The organism is Vibrio sp. 10N.261.55.F4 (genome assembly GCF_041470465.1).
Lineage (GTDB): Bacteria > Pseudomonadota > Gammaproteobacteria > Enterobacterales > Vibrionaceae > Vibrio > Vibrio crassostreae_C.
Map to the genome: position 1 here is coordinate 167,608 of NZ_JBFRMM010000024.1, position 17,391 is coordinate 184,998.

At 44.9% G+C, this 17,391-nt stretch carries 16 protein-coding genes; 14 read left to right on the top strand and 2 right to left on the bottom strand.

Translation table 11 applies throughout. The annotated features are described in order from the left end of the window. The first annotated feature begins 241 nt into the window (after positions 1 to 241). The 12 genes from AB4249_RS13580 (at position 242) to deoD (ending at position 11,506) form a co-directional block, all read left to right on the top strand. Entirely contained in the window at positions 242 to 769 is a 528-nt protein-coding gene (locus tag AB4249_RS13580; RefSeq protein WP_029235120.1) for an SCP2 domain-containing protein, read from the top strand. Further along, positions 753 to 1,256: a GNAT family N-acetyltransferase gene (locus AB4249_RS13585; protein WP_017059241.1), complete on the top strand. Its 504-nt coding sequence runs from the start codon at positions 753 to 755 to the stop codon at positions 1,254 to 1,256. Before AB4249_RS13580 ends, AB4249_RS13585 begins: the two co-directional genes overlap by 17 nt. Positions 1,257 to 1,454: 198 nt before the next feature. Beyond that, a complete protein-coding gene (locus AB4249_RS13590) occupies positions 1,455 to 1,853 on the top strand; it encodes a DNA polymerase III subunit psi (protein ID WP_017063280.1) in 399 nt (132 codons plus the stop codon). After that, a complete protein-coding gene (rimI, locus tag AB4249_RS13595) occupies positions 1,846 to 2,301 on the top strand; it encodes a ribosomal protein S18-alanine N-acetyltransferase (protein WP_017063281.1) in 456 nt (151 codons plus the stop codon). The genes AB4249_RS13590 and rimI overlap by 8 nt, the downstream gene beginning before the upstream one ends. A gap of 172 nt (positions 2,302 to 2,473) precedes the next feature. Beyond that, entirely contained in the window at positions 2,474 to 4,054 is a 1,581-nt protein-coding gene (gene prfC, locus AB4249_RS13600) for a peptide chain release factor 3 (RefSeq protein ID WP_137001813.1), read from the top strand. 105 nt (positions 4,055 to 4,159) lie between these two features. After that, the gene (locus AB4249_RS13605) at positions 4,160 to 4,315 is read left to right on the top strand and encodes a DUF5363 family protein (RefSeq protein ID WP_017066983.1); all 156 of its coding nucleotides are present in this window, start codon (positions 4,160 to 4,162) and stop codon (positions 4,313 to 4,315) included. After that, a complete protein-coding gene (locus AB4249_RS13610) occupies positions 4,296 to 5,108 on the top strand; it encodes a TatD family hydrolase (protein WP_102319908.1) in 813 nt (270 codons plus the stop codon). The genes AB4249_RS13605 and AB4249_RS13610 overlap by 20 nt, the downstream gene beginning before the upstream one ends. A gap of 204 nt (positions 5,109 to 5,312) precedes the next feature. Beyond that, on the top strand, positions 5,313 to 6,575 hold the full coding sequence (locus AB4249_RS13615; RefSeq protein ID WP_017058833.1) for a NupC/NupG family nucleoside CNT transporter: 1,263 nt from the start codon (positions 5,313 to 5,315) through the stop codon (positions 6,573 to 6,575). A 520-nt stretch (positions 6,576 to 7,095) separates the two neighbouring features. Next, positions 7,096 to 7,872, top strand: a complete 777-nt coding sequence (gene deoC / locus AB4249_RS13620) for a deoxyribose-phosphate aldolase (protein ID WP_010436196.1) — start codon at positions 7,096 to 7,098, stop codon at positions 7,870 to 7,872. A gap of 223 nt (positions 7,873 to 8,095) precedes the next feature. Further along, positions 8,096 to 9,424, top strand: a complete 1,329-nt coding sequence (gene deoA, locus AB4249_RS13625; RefSeq protein ID WP_017063283.1) for a thymidine phosphorylase — start codon at positions 8,096 to 8,098, stop codon at positions 9,422 to 9,424. Between the two features lie 76 nt (positions 9,425 to 9,500). Then, a complete protein-coding gene (locus tag AB4249_RS13630) occupies positions 9,501 to 10,721 on the top strand; it encodes a phosphopentomutase (protein WP_136977832.1) in 1,221 nt (406 codons plus the stop codon). Positions 10,722 to 10,786: 65 nt separating this feature from the next. Further along, positions 10,787 to 11,506 (top strand): purine-nucleoside phosphorylase, encoded by a 720-nt coding sequence (gene deoD, locus AB4249_RS13635; RefSeq protein WP_017063285.1) that lies wholly within the window; start codon positions 10,787 to 10,789, stop codon positions 11,504 to 11,506. 127 nt (positions 11,507 to 11,633) lie between these two features. On the opposite strand, the gene AB4249_RS13640 is transcribed toward deoD, so the two are convergent. Further along, entirely contained in the window at positions 11,634 to 12,245 is a 612-nt protein-coding gene (locus AB4249_RS13640; protein WP_372103579.1) for a YtjB family periplasmic protein, read from the bottom strand. 109 nt (positions 12,246 to 12,354) lie between these two features. Here AB4249_RS13640 and serB point away from each other — a divergent pair, with 109 nt between their 5' ends. After that, the gene (gene serB / locus AB4249_RS13645; protein ID WP_017058828.1) at positions 12,355 to 13,335 is read left to right on the top strand and encodes a phosphoserine phosphatase; all 981 of its coding nucleotides are present in this window, start codon (positions 12,355 to 12,357) and stop codon (positions 13,333 to 13,335) included. Between the two features lie 122 nt (positions 13,336 to 13,457). Here serB and AB4249_RS13650 read toward each other — a convergent pair whose 3' ends face one another. Beyond that, positions 13,458 to 15,803: a PilZ domain-containing protein gene (locus AB4249_RS13650; RefSeq protein WP_372103582.1), complete on the bottom strand. Its 2,346-nt coding sequence runs from the start codon at positions 15,801 to 15,803 to the stop codon at positions 13,458 to 13,460. Positions 15,804 to 15,964: 161 nt separating this feature from the next. On the opposite strand from AB4249_RS13650, the gene radA reads away from it, so the two are divergent. Continuing rightward, positions 15,965 to 17,344 carry a DNA repair protein RadA gene (gene radA, locus AB4249_RS13655; protein ID WP_017063288.1) on the top strand — a complete coding sequence of 460 codons (1,380 nt, stop codon included), beginning with the start codon at positions 15,965 to 15,967 and terminating at the stop codon, positions 17,342 to 17,344. Positions 17,345 to 17,391 lie beyond the last annotated feature (47 nt).

Below are 17,391 nucleotides of genomic sequence, written 5' to 3' on the forward strand. Positions count from 1 at the left end.
TCCAAGAGCTTGAATATTCACTATCGATAAATATTTATTACTTTTTGTGTGGCTATCGATATTTACCTGTGAGTGCAGCGATCCGCTGTAATTCTCATTACCTGAGTTACTATAACTGTGATTTTCAGGATATTAAAGGTCGAGTATCAAACAGAAGTTAATTTGATACATAACAGTAACTGAGATCTCAACATCATCTATGATGCATTCCATATTATTGACAAAGTTACGGATAAGTCACGTGATAAACAAGATTCGCACTCAACTAGTTCAAAATGCCGCATCAATTTTGCGATCTCCAGTCCAGTTATTGCCTAAAACAGTACAAAAAAGAGCCTTATTGGAGGCGCTTAAGAATGTATTCAAGGAAGCTTTAGAGGACGGTGACTTTGAGTTTTTAGAAGACAAATGGCTGAAAGTCTCAATAAAAGACATGGGGTTAAGTTGGTGTATTAGCTACAAAAATGAGCAACTGGTTGTAGCTGATAAAGAGGTGGTTGAAGATGTAAGCTTTAGCGGCAATCTTAACGATCTTGTGTTGATTGCGGGGCGTAAAGAAGACCCAGATACGCTTTTCTTCCAACGTAGACTGTCTATTGAAGGCGATACCGAGCTCGGTTTAGAAGTTAAAAACTTGATGGATAGCGTAGATTTGGACTTATTGCCGACTCCTATGAAAACTTTGTTAAATCAATTAGCTGATTTTGTGCAGAAGGGAGTACAATCCCCAGATACACAAAGTGAGGTAATGAATGCTTATTCGAACTGAAGCACCGGCAGATATACTTGTCATTGATCGTTTATTGAAATCTGTTTTTGAAACAGATGCAGAAGCTAACTTGGTTATGAGCTTGCGTGAGAATAGCCATTTAACGCTATCGCTGGTGGCTTGTTCTGATGAAGGCGAGGTGGTTGGTCACCTGATGTTTAGCCCAATTACCCTTAAAGGTGACGATCACAACTGGCAGGGGCTTGCACCACTTGCTGTGAAAGAAGAGTTCCGCAACCAAGGCATTGCTAAATCACTGGTTGAAGATGCTTTCTCTACTTTGGTTGATTTTGGTTACCCAGCCTGTGTCGTGCTTGGTGATCCTGCCTATTACGGTCGCTTTGGTTTCAAGGCTGCGAGTGAATTTGGTTTGAGCTGCACTTGGGATGTACCTGAAGGAGCTTTCCAAGCTATCGAGTTAGTTGAAGGTGCGCTTGCAGGGCATTCTGGTGAGATTGCTTACAGTCCTGAGTTCAACGACTTATAAGCTGATTTATCACGCAACAAGATACAAACTGATTTAGTCTAAATAAAGGAGCTTGATGCTCCTTTATTTTTTGTTAGTATCAGCCCTGCTCTAATAAGCGCTCTTTCAATAGAGGCAGCTTTCACAAAACTAGTTCTAACAAACTTCTGGTTTCAATAAACTTTGGCTCCAATAAACTTAAGGTTACTACCGCTAGATATGTCACAAACACACGCGCAATACCTACATGAGATGGGCATTAGCCAATGGGAACTAAGTCACCCAGAGCGTTTAGCAGGTTATGAATCTGAATTGACTCCGCTCTCGAGCGATTGCAAGTTACTGTTGGTTTCGCCTGAAAAACCTCAGGAAGATCTCGCCGTGATGTTTGAGCGAGTACTCAAAAGTATCAAGCTCGACTTATCTCAGGCTTTACACCTTCAACCGCAACACTTGTCTACTGTGGATTTAGGTTCGGTTGAGTGGATATGGTTTGCTGGTTGTGAGTCGGCTCAAGAGCTGAAGGCTAAAACACTTCAATCGCCATTACTGTCTGACATTAACGGTAACAACCAACACCGCCGCGACTTATGGCAACAAATTTGTGCTTATGACTAATCAATTTTTACCGACTTCACAACAACACCTAGACGCCATTTGGAAGATAGAGCAGGCCGCGCATTCTCACCCTTGGTCTGAAAATATGATCCGAGATCTTGATAGCCGAGGCGCTTGTCATCATGTCCTTGAAGTTGATGGACAAGTGGTGGGCTATTTCTTCGCGCAAAACATCGTTGGCGAAGTCACATTGCTTAATATCGCGGTAGACCCAAGCCAGCAAGGCAAAGGGTATGGAAAAGCGTTAACGGAACATTTCCTTGATATGTGTGAACAAGCTGATGCTGAAAGCGCTTGGCTGGAAGTTCGCGAAAGTAATGTGAACGCGTTTAATCTTTACGAAAAGGCAGGCTTCAACGAAGTTGATCGCCGTCGTAATTACTATCCAACTAAACAAGGCAACGAAGATGCCATCATTATGAGCTATCTTTTTATGTCTTTTAGCTAGTCATGTTACGTCTTTTCGCTAACTAGATAGCTAATCACAAAATTAGCCAAAAAATAGGGTGTAAACTGACCCTTTAGAAAGTGATACGCTTTCTGTATAATCCGCACACAGAATTCAAGGGCAAGTATTATCTACTTGCCCTTTTTACGCTTTAGATCAGCAAAGGGCGACTATGTCTTTCCAACAAGAAGTGAGCAAACGTAGAACGTTTGCGATTATCTCTCACCCGGATGCGGGTAAAACCACGATTACTGAAAAAGTTCTTTTATTCGGAAACGCGATTCAAAAAGCGGGTACCGTAAAAGGCCGTGGCTCTAACCAGCACGCTAAATCTGACTGGATGGAGATGGAAAAAGAACGTGGTATCTCGGTAACTACGTCGGTAATGCAATTCCCATACAATGATTGCCTAGTAAACCTACTCGATACTCCAGGACACGAAGATTTCTCGGAAGATACGTACCGTACGCTAACAGCGGTTGATTCTTGTTTGATGGTTATCGATGCTGCTAAAGGTGTCGAAGACCGTACTCGTAAGCTGATGGAAGTAACACGTCTTCGTGATACTCCAATCGTAACGTTTATGAACAAACTTGACCGTGATGTTCGTGACCCGATGGAAGTGCTTGATGAAGTGGAAAGCGAGCTAGGTATGGCCTGTGCTCCAATCTCATGGCCAATCGGTTGTGGTAAAGAGTTTAAAGGTGTTTACCATATTCACCGTGACGAAACGATCTTGTACGAATCTGGCCACGGTCATGAGATTCAAGAAGTTCGCATCATTAAAGGTTTGGACAACCCTGAGCTAGATGAAGCGGTAGGTGCTGATCTTGCGGAAAGCGTACGTGAAGAACTAGAGCTTGTTATCGGTGCTTGCCCTGAATTTGATCACGAACTGTTTCTTGCGGGTGAATTAACGCCGGTTTACTTCGGTACTGCATTAGGTAACTTTGGTGTTGACCACATGCTTGATGGTCTAACGAAATGGGCTCCAGCTCCTCAAACGCGTCAAGCGAACGAGCGTGATGTTGAAGCGACAGAAGAGAAGTTTTCTGGTTTCGTCTTTAAGATCCAAGCAAACATGGACCCTAAACACCGTGACCGTATCGCATTCATGCGTATCGTGTCGGGTACTTACAACCAAGGTATGAAGATGAACCATGTTCGTACTGGTAAGAACGTAAGTATTTCGGATGCGGTAACCTTCATGGCGGGCGACCGTGCGCGTGCTGAAAAAGCATACGCTGGTGACATTATTGGTCTGCATAACCATGGCACAATCCAGATTGGCGATACCTTTACTCAAGGTGAGAGCCTTAAGTTCGCTGGTATTCCTAACTTCGCACCTGAGCTATTCCGTCGTATTCGCCTACGCGATCCACTTAAGCAGAAGCAACTTCTAAAAGGCTTAGTTCAGCTTTCAGAAGAGGGCGCAGTACAAGTATTCCGTCCTATGCAGAACAACGATCTGATCGTTGGTGCGGTTGGTGTACTTCAGTTCGACGTGGTTGTAGCGCGCTTGAAAGCGGAATACAACGTAGAAGCTATCTACGAAGGTGTTAACGTTGCAACAGCTCGTTGGGTTGAATGTGATGACGCTAAGAAACTAGAAGAATTCAAACGTAAGAACCAATCTAACCTAGCGCTAGATGGCGGTGACAACCTGTCTTACATCGCACCAACTATGGTGAACTTGAACCTAGCTTCTGAACGCTTCCCTGAAGTTCAATTCCGAGCGACGCGCGAGCACTAATTTCTCCGCGATCTATTCGAGTTAAACAAAAACGTCTATTGTTCTGCAATAGGCGTTTTTTAATGCGTTTTATTTAAGGTTTAAAGGCTGAGGTTAGAGGCAGTTATGTTGGGTTGGATAAAAACTTGGGTTAAAAGATATGATAAGTGGTGTGAAGAGCTTGGGCTAACGCCTGAAAACAAGCGCAGTTGTGTTGCTTATCGTCGTGATCCTCAAGGGAAACAAATGGAGAGTAGGGAAAATGACACAGCAAATAAGTGACTTTCCGCTGTTTGATACTCATTGCCACGCGGATTTTGAGGCGTTTGAGCAAGGTTTTACACCTGATCAAACTATTGATGGCTATCTTAAAGAAGCGAAACAAGCGCAAGTCGAGAAGTTAATCATCCCTTCTATCGGCCAACGTAACTGGAGGAAGCTCGATGAAATCGCTCAATCTCACCCCAATATTTACTATGCATTAGGCTTCCATCCTTACTTTTTAGAACCGGCCAATGACGAACAATTTTCGGAACTTCGCCAATTACTCGCTTCAAAAAACAGCCAATGTGTCGCGATAGGTGAGTGCGGGCTCGACTTTTTTGTGGACGTTGAACGAGAGAAACAAGAGCGCTTTTTCATCCAACAAATGGAGCTTGCGAAGGAGTTTGACCTGCCTTTAATCATCCATGAGAGGAAGTCTTACAACCGACTTATCGAGCTAATAAAGCAGCATAAGTTCACCTTAGGTGGTGTGATTCACGGTTTTTCTGGGAGTGAACAGCAAGCTTTGGCGTGGATCAAGCTAGGTTTCTATATTGGCGTCGGTGGAACGATAACTTACCCAAGAGCGCAAAAAACACGCACAACCATCGCAAAGTTGCCCCTTGAATGTCTGGTATTGGAAACGGATGCTCCGGACATGCCCATGTATGGAAACCAAGGAAATGTTAATCATTCCAAATATTTAGTTACGATCTTAAATGAACTTTTTTTGCTTAGAAAAGAGCCAAAGCAATCGATTGCAGCGCAAATTTGGCAAAATAGCCATCGCGCATTCGGTATATGTGAATAAAATCGAAGGTTTTTGTTTATCGTTTGCGTAAATTGCACTGAGCTTGTGATTTGGGTCACATTTGTGTGTGAATGGTACATGAATCTTCTACGAAAGTGTGAGGACGGCATTACTTTATTAGTGGTCGCATGAGTATAATTGCCTCCGCTTTATAGCCCCATTTTGTAACACGCCAATAAATAACTAATAAGGAAGTCATAAACTATGAGCCTGTTTATGAGCCTAGTCGGAATGGTTGCACTGATCGCAATCGCAGTACTACTATCTGACAACCGCAAAGCTATTAATCTAAGAACAGTGGGTGGCGCTTTCGCTATCCAATTCGCACTTGGTGCATTCGTACTTTACATCCCTTGGGGTCGTGATCTACTTGCAGGTTTCTCTGCTGGTGTAGCAAACGTGATCGACTACGGTAAAGACGGTACTGGTTTCCTATTCGGCAGCCTAGTTAACTTCTCAGTTGACGGTATCGGTTTCATCTTTGCTTTCCAAGTACTACCAACTCTGATTTTCTTCTCTGCACTTATCTCTGTACTTTACTACATTGGTGTTATGCAAATTGTAATCAAAGTTCTTGGTGGTGGTCTTCAGAAAGCTCTAGGTACTTCTCGCGCCGAGTCTATGTCTGCAGCAGCAAACATCTTCGTTGGTCAAACTGAAGCACCTCTAGTTGTTCGTCCATTTGTTCCTAAAATGACTAACTCTGAACTATTCGCAGTAATGTGTGGTGGTTTGGCTTCTGTAGCTGGTGGTGTACTAGCGGGTTACGCATCTATGGGTGTACCTCTAGAGTACCTTGTAGCAGCATCATTCATGGCAGCACCAGGTGGTCTACTATTCGCTAAAATCATCAAGCCTGAAACAGATACGCCAGACGACAACATCGCTGACGAAATGGACGGTGGCGATGACAAACCAGCTAACGTTATCGACGCAGCAGCAGGCGGCGCATCAGTTGGTCTACAACTAGCACTTAACGTTGGTGCAATGCTACTAGCATTCATCGGTCTAATTGCTCTAATCAACGGTATCCTAGGTGGCATCGGTGGTTGGTTCGGTATGGAAAACCTAACTCTAGAACTTCTTCTAGGTTGGATCTTCGCACCGCTAGCATTCATCATTGGTGTTCCATGGGAAGAAGCAACTATCGCTGGTTCTTTCATTGGTCAGAAGACAGTTGTTAACGAATTCGTTGCATACCTAAACTTCGTACCATACGTTGGTGAAAACGCTCAAGTTGTTGCAGCAACTGGTCAAGTGATGTCTGAGAAGACTCAAGCTATCATCGCATTCGCACTATGTGGTTTCGCAAACCTTTCTTCAATTGCGATTCTTCTAGGTGGTCTAGGTGGTATTGCACCAAGCCGTCGCCACGACATCGCACGTATGGGTGTTAAAGCGGTAATTGCTGGTACTCTATCTAACCTGATGGCAGCAACAATTGCTGGCTTCTTCCTGTCTTTCTAATTAGTTAGAAATCGATATATAGACGCCATAATAATATCGCCCCGTAGCAAGAAATTGCTGCGGGGCTTTTTTGTTTTTAGGCCTGCCGTTTTTAGTATATGCACGCGCTTATGCTTAGATTCGATGTAGGGTCTAGAATGTTTTTTTGAGATACAAACCGTTTGCGTTCTAAGGAGCACTACAATTTATTGATGGATACCTATAATGTATAAGCTAAAGGGATAGGATGTCTCTGTTGGCAAGAAAGTAACCTCGAAATCAACTCGAACGTTATTCTTCTGGGATTAAGCCAAAATTAGCGATACGCTATAGATGTTAGACACAACATGACTGATTTGTTGTGCCATAGACCAAACTGGTACTGTGCGGTGACAAGGATTGCAATTGGTAGCGAAAGTTATCAAGTCTTCAGGGAACCAAGTCCGTTCATTTGTGGCTACTGAGCATTACTAAAATATCCATCTATACTGGATGGAGGGCGAAGTAGTTAACTATTTGAATATATTGATCGGAGATAGAAATGAGCGATTTAAAAGCAGCAGCTCTACGTGCACTTAAACTTATGGACCTAACTACGCTAAATGACGATGACACTACAGAAAAAGTAGTGGCGCTTTGTCATGACGCGAAGACTGCAGTAGGCAACACCGCTGCAATCTGTATTTACCCTCGCTTTATCCCAGCAGCTAAGAAAGCGTTGCGTGAGCAAGGTACTCCAGAAGTACGCATTGCGACTGTAACTAACTTCCCTCATGGTAATGACGACATCGAAATTGCTGTTGCAGAAACAAAAGCAGCGGTAGCGTACGGCGCAGACGAAGTTGACGTAGTATTCCCATACCGTGCTCTTATTGCTGGCAACGAAGAAGTTGGCTTTGAGCTAGTTAAACAGTGTAAAGCAGCTTGTGGTGACATCACGCTTAAAGTGATCATCGAAACAGGTGAACTGAAAGAAGAAGCACTAATCAAGAAAGCTTCTCAAATCTGTATCGAAGCAGGTGCAGACTTCATCAAAACTTCAACAGGTAAAGTGCCAGTAAACGCGACTCCAGAGTACGCGCGCATGATGCTTGAAGTTATTCGTGACATGGGTGTTGCTAAAACAGTTGGTTTCAAACCAGCTGGTGGCGTACGTACTGCTGAAGATGCAGCACTATACCTAGCAATGGCTGATGAGCTACTAGGCGCTGAGTGGGCAGACAACATGCACTACCGTTTTGGTGCTTCAAGCCTACTAACTAACCTTCTTAATACATTAGAAGTGACAGACCAGACTGCTGATCCAGCAGCATACTAATTTACTCGTCATATTTGACACCGCAGCGTTGTTGACTGCGTAAGTTCCTCCTAATCACATAGAGCCTCTATGCTCATAGGAATGAACTCACTGGTCGCCTAACTGCAACGCCAAATATTTAGAGTATTGAACATAATAAGTCTGTTTGATGGAGTGGCGTCAAGCCACTCCATATTACCTCTTTTCCCTACAAACCATACTCACTAGAGTTTGGGAGGCACTAATGTATCTACCTCAAGAAATTATTCGCAGAAAACGTGACGGTGAAGTCCTAACAGCTGAAGAAATTAACTTCTTCATTCAAGGTGTGGCTAAGAACACGGTTTCTGAAGGCCAAATTGCCGCATTCGCAATGGCTATCTTTTTTAATGAAATGACAATGCCAGAACGTATCGCACTAACGTGTGCAATGCGTGATTCAGGCATGGTGATTGACTGGAGCCACATGAACTTTGATGGCCCAATCGTTGATAAACACTCTACTGGTGGTGTTGGCGACGTTACTTCTCTGATGCTTGGCCCAATGGTGGCAGCATGTGGCGGTTTCGTTCCAATGATCTCTGGTCGTGGTTTAGGCCACACTGGCGGTACGCTAGACAAGCTGGAATCTATTCCGGGTTACAACATTACACCAACCAACGATGTGTTCGGTGAAGTAACGAAAGATGCTGGCGTGGCTATCATCGGTCAAACAGGCGATCTAGCTCCTGCTGACAAGCGTGTTTACGCAACTCGTGATATCACAGCAACAGTCGATAACATCTCGCTGATCACGGCTTCAATCCTATCTAAGAAACTGGCTGCGGGCCTTGATTCTCTAGTGATGGATGTAAAAGTAGGTTCAGGCGCATTCATGCCGACTTACGAAGCATCTGAAGAGCTAGCGAAATCTATCGTTGCAGTAGCAAACGGTGCGGGTACTAAAACAACAGCAATCCTAACGGACATGAACCAAGTGCTGGCTTCTTCAGCGGGTAACGCAGTAGAAGTTCGTGAAGCGGTTCAGTTCCTAACGGGTGAATACCGTAACCCTCGCTTGTTAGAGATCACTCTAGCATCGTGTGCTGAAATGCTGGTGCTCGGTAACCTAGCTAAAGACTCAGACGAAGCGCGCGAAAAACTGATGGCAGTACTGGATAACGGTAAGGCAGCAGAGTGCTTCGGTAAAATGGTAGCGGGCCTTGGTGGTCCAGTTGATTTCGTAATGAACTACGATAACTACCTAGAAAAAGCAGACATTATTAAGCCAGTGTACGCGTTAGAAAGCGGTGTGGTATCAGCAATGGATACTCGTGCAATTGGTATGGCTGTGGTTGGTATGGGCGGCGGTCGTCGTGTAGCAACTGACAGCATTGATTACGCAGTCGGTTTTGATCACTTCATTCGCCTAGGTGAAGTAGCAAGTGAAGATAAGCCATTAGCAATGATTCATGCTCGTAACGAACAACAGTGGCAAGAAGCTGCAACAGCATTACAAAATGCAATCACTGTGGGCGGAGAATATACAGCAACGCCAGACGTTTACCGTCAGATTCGTTCTGAAGACGTGTAAATAACAGGTATCGGTATACCTCGCGTATACCGATAAACAGAGTTCTGGTGCAAAGAGCAATAAGTTGGTGAAGAAAATGAAAAGAGCATTTATTTTAGTTTTAGATTCATTCGGTATCGGTGAAACAGCGGATGCAGACAAATTTGGTGATGTAGGTTCTGACACTATGGGCCACATCGCAGATCATTGTGACCAAGGTCTTGCAGACAATGCAGATCGTAAAGGTTCACTGGCACTGCCAAACCTGTCTAAGCTAGGTCTAGCGATGGCTCACAAAGAGTCTACAGGTCGTTTTGCTCCTGGTATGGATGCAGACGCTGAGATCATTGGCGCTTACGGTCACGCTGCTGAGCTGTCTTCTGGTAAAGACACGCCATCAGGTCACTGGGAAATCGCGGGTGTTCCTGTACTGTTTGACTGGGGCTACTTCACCGACAAAGAGAACAGCTTTCCAAAAGAACTGACTGACCGCATCCTTGAGCGTGCAGGCCTGTCTGGTTTCTTAGGTAACTGCCACTCATCTGGCACGGAAATCCTAGATAACCTAGGTGAAGAGCACATGAAGACTGGCTTGCCTATCTTCTATACCTCTGCAGACTCTGTTTTCCAGATCGCTTGTCACGAAGAGACATTCGGCCTGCAAAACCTATTAGATCTTTGTCAGATTGCTCGTGAAGAGCTAGAAGATTACAACATTGGTCGTGTTATCGCTCGTCCGTTCATTGGCCCTGGTAAAGGTCAATTCGAACGTACTGGTAACCGTCGTGACCTTTCTGTTGAGCCACCTGCAGCTACCATTCTTCAGAAGTTGGTTGATGAGAAGGGCGGTAACGTTCACTCAATCGGTAAGATCTCTGATATCTACGCGGGTTGTGGCATCACTCAGAAAACCAAAGCAACAGGTATCCCTGCGCTATTTGAAGCAACCAAAGATGCGATCAATGAAGCGGGCGACAACACTATCGTGTTCACTAACTTCGTTGATTTTGACTCAGCTTACGGCCACCGCCGTGATGTTGCTGGTTACGCAGCGGCACTTGAGTACTTCGATGGTCGCATCAATGAAATCATCGATATGATGAAAGAAGACGATGTGCTTATCTTAACTGCTGACCACGGTTGTGATCCGACATGGCCAGGTACAGACCATACTCGTGAGCACATCCCTGTGATTGTTTACGGTCAGAAGGTTCCAGCCGGTTCTTTAGGCCGTCGCGATACGTTCGCTGATATCGGTCAAAGCTTAGCGTCATACTTTGGTACATCGCCAATGGGACACGGTACAAGCTTTCTATAATAGTTAACGAAGAGAGAGGGAAACCTCTCTCTTCTTTTTTTGTTTTGAGATTAAGGATATTTTCAATGGCTACTCCACATATTAATGCTGAAATGGGTGATTTCGCTGACGTAGTTTTAATGCCAGGCGATCCGCTACGTGCTAAATACATCGCTGAAACCTTCTTAGAAGAAGTGGTTCAAGTGTGCGACGTTCGCAACATGTTTGGTTACACCGGTACTTACAAAGGTCGTAAGGTTTCGGTAATGGGACACGGTATGGGCATTCCATCTTGTTCTATTTACGCGACTGAGCTTATCAAAGACTTTGGTGTGAAGAAGATCATTCGTGTGGGCAGTTGTGGTGCAGTGAGCGAAGATATCAAAGTGCGTGATGTGGTGATCGGCATGGGCGCATGTACTGACTCTAAAGTGAACCGTATTCGCTTTAAAGATCATGACTTTGCGGCGATTGCGGATTACAAAATGGTGCGCGCGGCAGAAGATGCAGCCAAAGCTCTCGGTGTCGGCGTAAAAGTCGGTAACCTGTTCTCGGCTGAGCTGTTCTACACGCCAGATCCAGAGATGTTCGAAGTAATGGACAAATACGGCATTGTTGGCGTAGAGATGGAAGCGGCTGGCATCTATGGTGTATGTGCTGAATACGGCGCAAAAGCTCTAACGATCTGTACTGTTTCTGACCACATCAAGACTGGTGAGCAAACGACATCAGATGAACGTCAAACGACTTTCAACGACATGATGGTTATCGCACTAGACTCAGTGTTGCTTGGTGACCAAGAATAATCTTGATTTGTCTTAGCTTGATAAGTGAACAGATAACAAAAAGCCCCGTTGCTGCCTGAGCGTCGGGGCTTTTTATTGGATTGCTGTACTTATTCTGAGTCTAGTATTTATTGTCAGCCTAGTGTGTTTATGAGCTTACATTTTTCAATAGTAAGTTCTCACCAGACTTAGTTGGTCTTCTGCGAATCAGCATGATGAACAACAAGCCACTCACAAACCCCATCAACACCATACCGATCATGTAGCGATCACTTTTGCGGTAGTGGTGATCAGAAATCGCCGTCATCTTACCGGTTTCAAAAGTCACTCGAATAAAGCCGATGATCGTTTTCTCTGGAGAATAAATAGGTTCAACTAACTGTTGTCTGCCGATACTTGCTGTTGAAAGTGGTGTATCTAAGCCAAGAACCTCACGTACCGAGAGGGCTTTTTCGCTCGAAGCCAGTCGAATACCCTCTGCATCATAGATGGTGGTATCGAACACCAGTCGGTCTTGAGATAGCTGGTTAGTCAGATCAAGCAATCGCTCTTGGTCTTGTTGCGTGATCATCTTGCTGGCTGAAAGTGATGCCTGAGAGATAAGCAGCTTGGTAAGAGTTTCCAACTGTTTTGCTTGGATCTTCTCGTTACCTTTACTGATCACGACCGTATTTTTAATCGTTACAACGAACATGGTAGCCAACAAAATGAGGGCTAGCATTCGTAAAGCGTTACGTATTGAGAACAATGATTCATTCATGTTTCACGAAGCCTGAAATAAACAAATGTTATGATTAAGACATATTGAGACTTGCGTTTTCAAATTGCAATAGGTTAACGTTTAGCATAGTTAATTAGGAATCATACACATGGACGCTCAGAAATATCTGCCGATAAAAAGGCATACGACATTATTAACTCGACTCCCCGAGACTCGTTTCGCTTCTCAACTCGCTAAATCCAAGGCCAATTGGATTGTGTTTGGTGAGTACCTATCTCCACAATCTTTCGATGACATCGACTTTTTCACTGGCACTTACAACACCATCCTCGATACGTGGAAGGTTGGGCATTATGAAGTGGCTTTGATGTCAGGCAATCTAACGCCAGCACACGAAGAAATCCTCCAAGCGCTAAAGCTTGATTATGCTTGCCTTAGCGAGGTTCCAGACTTATCTAAGCCAGGTTTGATCGTGATGGATATGGATTCCACAGCGATTCAAATTGAATGCATCGATGAGATTGCCAAGCTAGCTGGAGTGGGAGAGTTAGTCTCTGAAATCACAGAACGAGCAATGCAAGGCGAGCTCGACTTTGAACAGAGCCTACGCCAGCGAGTAGGAGCACTGAAAGGTGCGGATGAATCGATATTAGAGCAAGTGCGTCAGTCATTGCCATTCATGCCAGACTTGGTCGGGCTGGTGAATACTCTAAATAAGCTTGGCTGGAAAACGGCGATTGCATCAGGCGGTTTTACTTACTTCTCTGACTACCTGAAAGATACCCTTGATCTAGACCATGCTCAATCAAACACGCTTGAGATCGTCAACGGTAAGTTGACGGGTGAAGTCTTAGGCGATGTTGTTTCGGCGCAGACCAAAGCGGATATCTTGGTAGAGTTGGCTGAAGAGTACGAATTGGAACTACATAATACCGTTGCCGTTGGTGATGGTGCCAATGACTTGGTGATGATGGGCTCTGCAGGTTTAGGCATTGCCTACCACGCAAAACCAAAAGTAGAGCAGCAAGCTCAAACTGCTGTTCGTTACGCAGGTTTAGGCGGTGTGCTGTGTATCTTGTCGGGTGTATTGGCTAAGCAACAGAAGATCAGCTGGCAAGCGAAACCTTAGGGGCTCTACCTAAGTGCTATTGGCGATGTATCTTATTTAGCAATAGTGGCTCAGACACAAAAAAAGCAGGCTATCAGCCTGCTTTTTCAATTTTCATGCTTAAGTTAATACGCCACTCGAGGCTAGCGTGTTAGCTCCAATCGAATCAGCACTTCATCGGTAATGTCCTCTATCTCGCCATAACCGATAAACGCCGTCACCTCATTCTCTAGCTTCTTAGCTTGATGCATACTGATGCGTGAAAGCTCTTCTAAATCCGACTGGAATAAACTCGTTAGCGGATTAAAGATAGGTGCCGTGGTGACTCGCAATACATACACATCACCTAAGTGCTGCGCTTTCTTGATGAATAAGATGCGTTCCTTTGCTGAGGTGAAGTCTTTGACCAACTTGGTGTGTACCGACTGGATTTTGTCGCCAAACTTCACTGCAGCAATGTACACGTCATGATGCTTAGGCTCCGCACCTTCAATTCTTTTTAGTGGCTCAGCCAACAGTGAGTTGGTGTGACCCTTGAAGATTGGCTCGAGTGAGAACTTTTGGTTGTGACCAAGTTTAGCAAGTAACGTTAGATGCTTATTCAGTGGGAAATTCACACCAATGATCTTACAGCGCAGCGTTGAACTTGGCTTATCAATGAATATTGGGTTACTGACCATCTTGCTCAACAAAATGTTGTGCAGTGATTCGAGTAGCGAATGTGTTGGCAGTATCTCTTGCTTCTTAATCAGCTTACTTTGGTTTTGATCGATAAGCCCATTAAGGAAAGCGATGGTACGCATTGTCTTGGCGTTCTCGGCAATAACCAACTGCACGTTGCGACCATTCGGACTCACTCGAATTACGTGGTAAGGCACTGTGCTCAGTGGCAGGTTCTTGTCATAGAGCTGCAGTTCATTGAAGTTCACTAATACCGGATCATTAATCTTGAGTACCATTGGGTGTTCAAGGCTAATGCTCAGTCCACGCTTCGAAATATCTAAGGTGTGTCCGTTCGCCGCTGCGCCATCTTGTGATGTAAGTTGCAACGGTGACTTAAATTGGTATCTCGGCTCTTTACGACGAGTCTGAGAGTCAAAGTAGATGCTTTGAATATTGCCGACGACAGTACGCGGGTGACGGAAGCGGTTCAATTCACTGCTTGGAATGCGTGGCTTTTCACTCAGAAGATAGTCCGCCGCACTTTCGTGATCGCCAATCTCTTGCAAGATTCCGCAATGCGTCAGTTGAGCTGAGCTTTGAGCCAGCGTATCCGAGTGTTTAGCTAATGCTTGTCGCTCAGTGTCTGAAAGTTCGAAAACCGAGAACTTGAACGCCTTCCAACTTTTACGTTTGCCACCGATGTGCCAGAACAGCTGTCTTTGTTCACGAGAGGCTTCAGGCAGCATCATTGAATAGAACAAGGTCTTGTTTTGGTGTTCATGGGTAAAAGAGTAGATAACGTTACTGGTTCCCTTCACTCCTGGTTTCGCCAACAGGTTCATACGTTGCTCGTTGAACAGGGTACCCAGCGCTTGTTGATTTCGTTCGTCGTGCCAATATTGCCATAATGGATGGTTGTTATCCGTCAGTAGGGCAAGCTTTAGTTCGCTGCCGCTGAAAAACAGGGGTAGGTTACAAGTATGCTTTAGATAGGTATGTTCGATTCCTCGAGTACGAGTTCGAATAATCCTATCTTGATTCTCATGGCTGGTTTTCTTACTGGTGCTATTTAAAGACTCATCGAGTAAGCGAGCCACAATATTGTTGTCGCTTACCTTGATGGTTCTTAGAAATTTGACCGCGTTGTTCTCATAAGATTCGTCGATACCCAAAACACGAAATTCAACCGCTTGGTTAACATCGTTTTCTTGGGACTTTTCGATAAGCTCTGAGAACTTAACGCTGATGATCTCGCCGAGGTTGTATCGAAAGGCGCTCGGTACTTTGAACTTTGCACCCGACGGGGAGATATCAACCGTTACACCATGTAGGCTTTGCCCTTTCGATGTGGTGATCTCGACCTGCGAGCTAATCTTGAGTCTGTTCTCTTGGCGTTTTAAGTCGTAACCTAGGTTAATAGCTTCCGCTTCGTACGGGCTATTGGCGCTAGTAATGTCGTGGTTACCTTGAGAAGATGTTTTAACAACGCTCAGAGGCTGAGTTCGCGGAGTCATTACTAACTCCCATGCGCCTTCTGTGTAACCTTTAAACTTTTTCGTACCACGTTGATATGCGTTTAAAGCGATATCATCGAGCCAGTGCTTACGGCCATCGAGAGTGAACTGACGACACTCATTATCAATACGCCCGCGTAAATCAATGCTCTTTGTACACGGAGCCATGATACGATTCAGTTCCATTTTAACGAGCAGCTTCAGAGACGGCGATTCCCCTTCTGTCATTTGAGAAAGAAGGAATTCGAAATCTTCGGCGTGGTAAGCCGGGATTAAACGTTCTGCTACAGATAGAATTTCAGATTGCTGCATACTTTTCTTGTTAGAATGGACGGTGCGTTTATGTTATCGACTAGTTTAAATCGATCTTTAAGTATAAGTGGTATGACTGCAACTTTTATTTTCATCCGTACGGTCAAATAAGTCACAAATTGACAACATCATTGTGTAATTGAGTAAATTATTGAGGTTTTATGGCGAAGGCAAAGCGAGCTTATGTGTGTAATGACTGTGGTGCCGATTTTCCACGTTGGCAGGGGCAGTGCAATGCATGTGGTGCTTGGAACACGATTACAGAAGTTAGGTTAGCCGCTTCACCTCAGGTCGCACGTAATGAACGATTGAGTGGTTATGCGGGCGGTGCAACTGAATCTTCGGTTCAAACGCTGTCAGAAATCGATCTGCAAGAAGTCCCACGTTTTAGCAGTGGCTTTAAAGAGCTAGACCGCGTACTTGGTGGTGGTGTCGTACCGGGTGCTGCGATCCTGATTGGTGGTAACCCGGGTGCCGGTAAATCAACGCTGCTATTACAAACCATGTGTCAGCTTTCTTCTCAATTACCGACTCTCTATGTAACCGGGGAAGAATCTCTGCAACAAGTCGCGATGCGTGCGTCTCGACTTGGATTGCCAAAAGAGCACCTAAAGATGCTCTCAGAAACGAACGTGGATAAGATTTGTCAGGTTGCAGAAAAAGAACAACCTAAGATCATGGTTATCGACTCGATCCAAGTTATGCACGTTGCGGATGTTCAATCTTCTCCGGGCAGTGTTGCACAGGTTCGTGAATCGGCAACCGCATTAACGCGCTACGCAAAACAGAATAACGTTGCTGTGTTCTTAGTTGGACACGTAACTAAAGACGGCACCTTAGCAGGGCCAAAAGTACTTGAGCACATTATTGACTGTTCTGTTTTATTAGATGGCGGAACCGATAGCCGTTTTAGAACGCTACGCAGCCACAAAAACCGTTTTGGTGCAGTGAATGAACTGGGTGTGTTTGCGATGACAGGCCAAGGGCTAAAAGAAGTCAGCAACCCATCCGCTATCTTCTTGTCTCGTGGTGAAGAAGAAACCTCGGGCAGTTCTGTCATGGTGGTGTGGGAAGGGACGCGTCCACTTCTTGTCGAAATCCAAGCGCTGGTGGATTATTCACAGCTGGCTAACCCACGTCGCGTCGCTGTCGGCCTAGAGCAAAACAGGCTTTCTTTGTTATTAGCGGTGCTGCATAAACACGGCGGCTTACAAATGGCTGACCAAGATGTGTTTGTGAATGTCGTCGGTGGTGTTAAAGTAACCGAAACCAGTGCTGATCTTGCGTTGGTGATGGCTCTACTTTCTAGTTTCAGAGACCGCGCATTACCAAAAGATGTGGTGGTATTTGGAGAAGTAGGCCTAGCGGGTGAGATTCGACCTGTACCGAGCGGACAAGAGCGTTTAAATGAAGCATTTAAACACGGCTTTAAGAAAGCGATTGTACCGGCGGCTAACATGCCTAAAGGTGGCATTCCAGGAATGCAGATCCACGGTGTGAAAAAATTATCGGAAGCAATTAATGCTTTTGATGAGTTGTAATTGAACTCACTTCAGCTACTCTATACTGCAGCAATTCAGCCTAACCT

Coding starts and splice junctions, on each gene's coding strand:
- AB4249_RS13585 (WP_017059241.1), top strand. CDS start 753: ATGCTTATTCGAACTGAAGCACCGGCAGATATACTTGTCATTGATCGT.
- AB4249_RS13590 (WP_017063280.1), top strand. CDS start 1,455: ATGTCACAAACACACGCGCAATACCTACATGAGATGGGCATTAGCCAA.
- rimI (WP_017063281.1), top strand. CDS start 1,846: ATGACTAATCAATTTTTACCGACTTCACAACAACACCTAGACGCCATT.
- prfC (WP_137001813.1), top strand. CDS start 2,474: ATGTCTTTCCAACAAGAAGTGAGCAAACGTAGAACGTTTGCGATTATC.
- AB4249_RS13605 (WP_017066983.1), top strand. CDS start 4,160: ATGTTGGGTTGGATAAAAACTTGGGTTAAAAGATATGATAAGTGGTGT.
- AB4249_RS13610 (WP_102319908.1), top strand. CDS start 4,296: ATGACACAGCAAATAAGTGACTTTCCGCTGTTTGATACTCATTGCCAC.
- AB4249_RS13615 (WP_017058833.1), top strand. CDS start 5,313: ATGAGCCTGTTTATGAGCCTAGTCGGAATGGTTGCACTGATCGCAATC.
- deoC (WP_010436196.1), top strand. CDS start 7,096: ATGAGCGATTTAAAAGCAGCAGCTCTACGTGCACTTAAACTTATGGAC.
- deoA (WP_017063283.1), top strand. CDS start 8,096: ATGTATCTACCTCAAGAAATTATTCGCAGAAAACGTGACGGTGAAGTC.
- AB4249_RS13630 (WP_136977832.1), top strand. CDS start 9,501: ATGAAAAGAGCATTTATTTTAGTTTTAGATTCATTCGGTATCGGTGAA.
- deoD (WP_017063285.1), top strand. CDS start 10,787: ATGGCTACTCCACATATTAATGCTGAAATGGGTGATTTCGCTGACGTA.
- AB4249_RS13640 (WP_372103579.1), bottom strand. CDS start 12,245: ATGAATGAATCATTGTTCTCAATACGTAACGCTTTACGAATGCTAGCC.
- serB (WP_017058828.1), top strand. CDS start 12,355: ATGGACGCTCAGAAATATCTGCCGATAAAAAGGCATACGACATTATTA.
- AB4249_RS13650 (WP_372103582.1), bottom strand. CDS start 15,803: ATGCAGCAATCTGAAATTCTATCTGTAGCAGAACGTTTAATCCCGGCT.
- radA (WP_017063288.1), top strand. CDS start 15,965: ATGGCGAAGGCAAAGCGAGCTTATGTGTGTAATGACTGTGGTGCCGAT.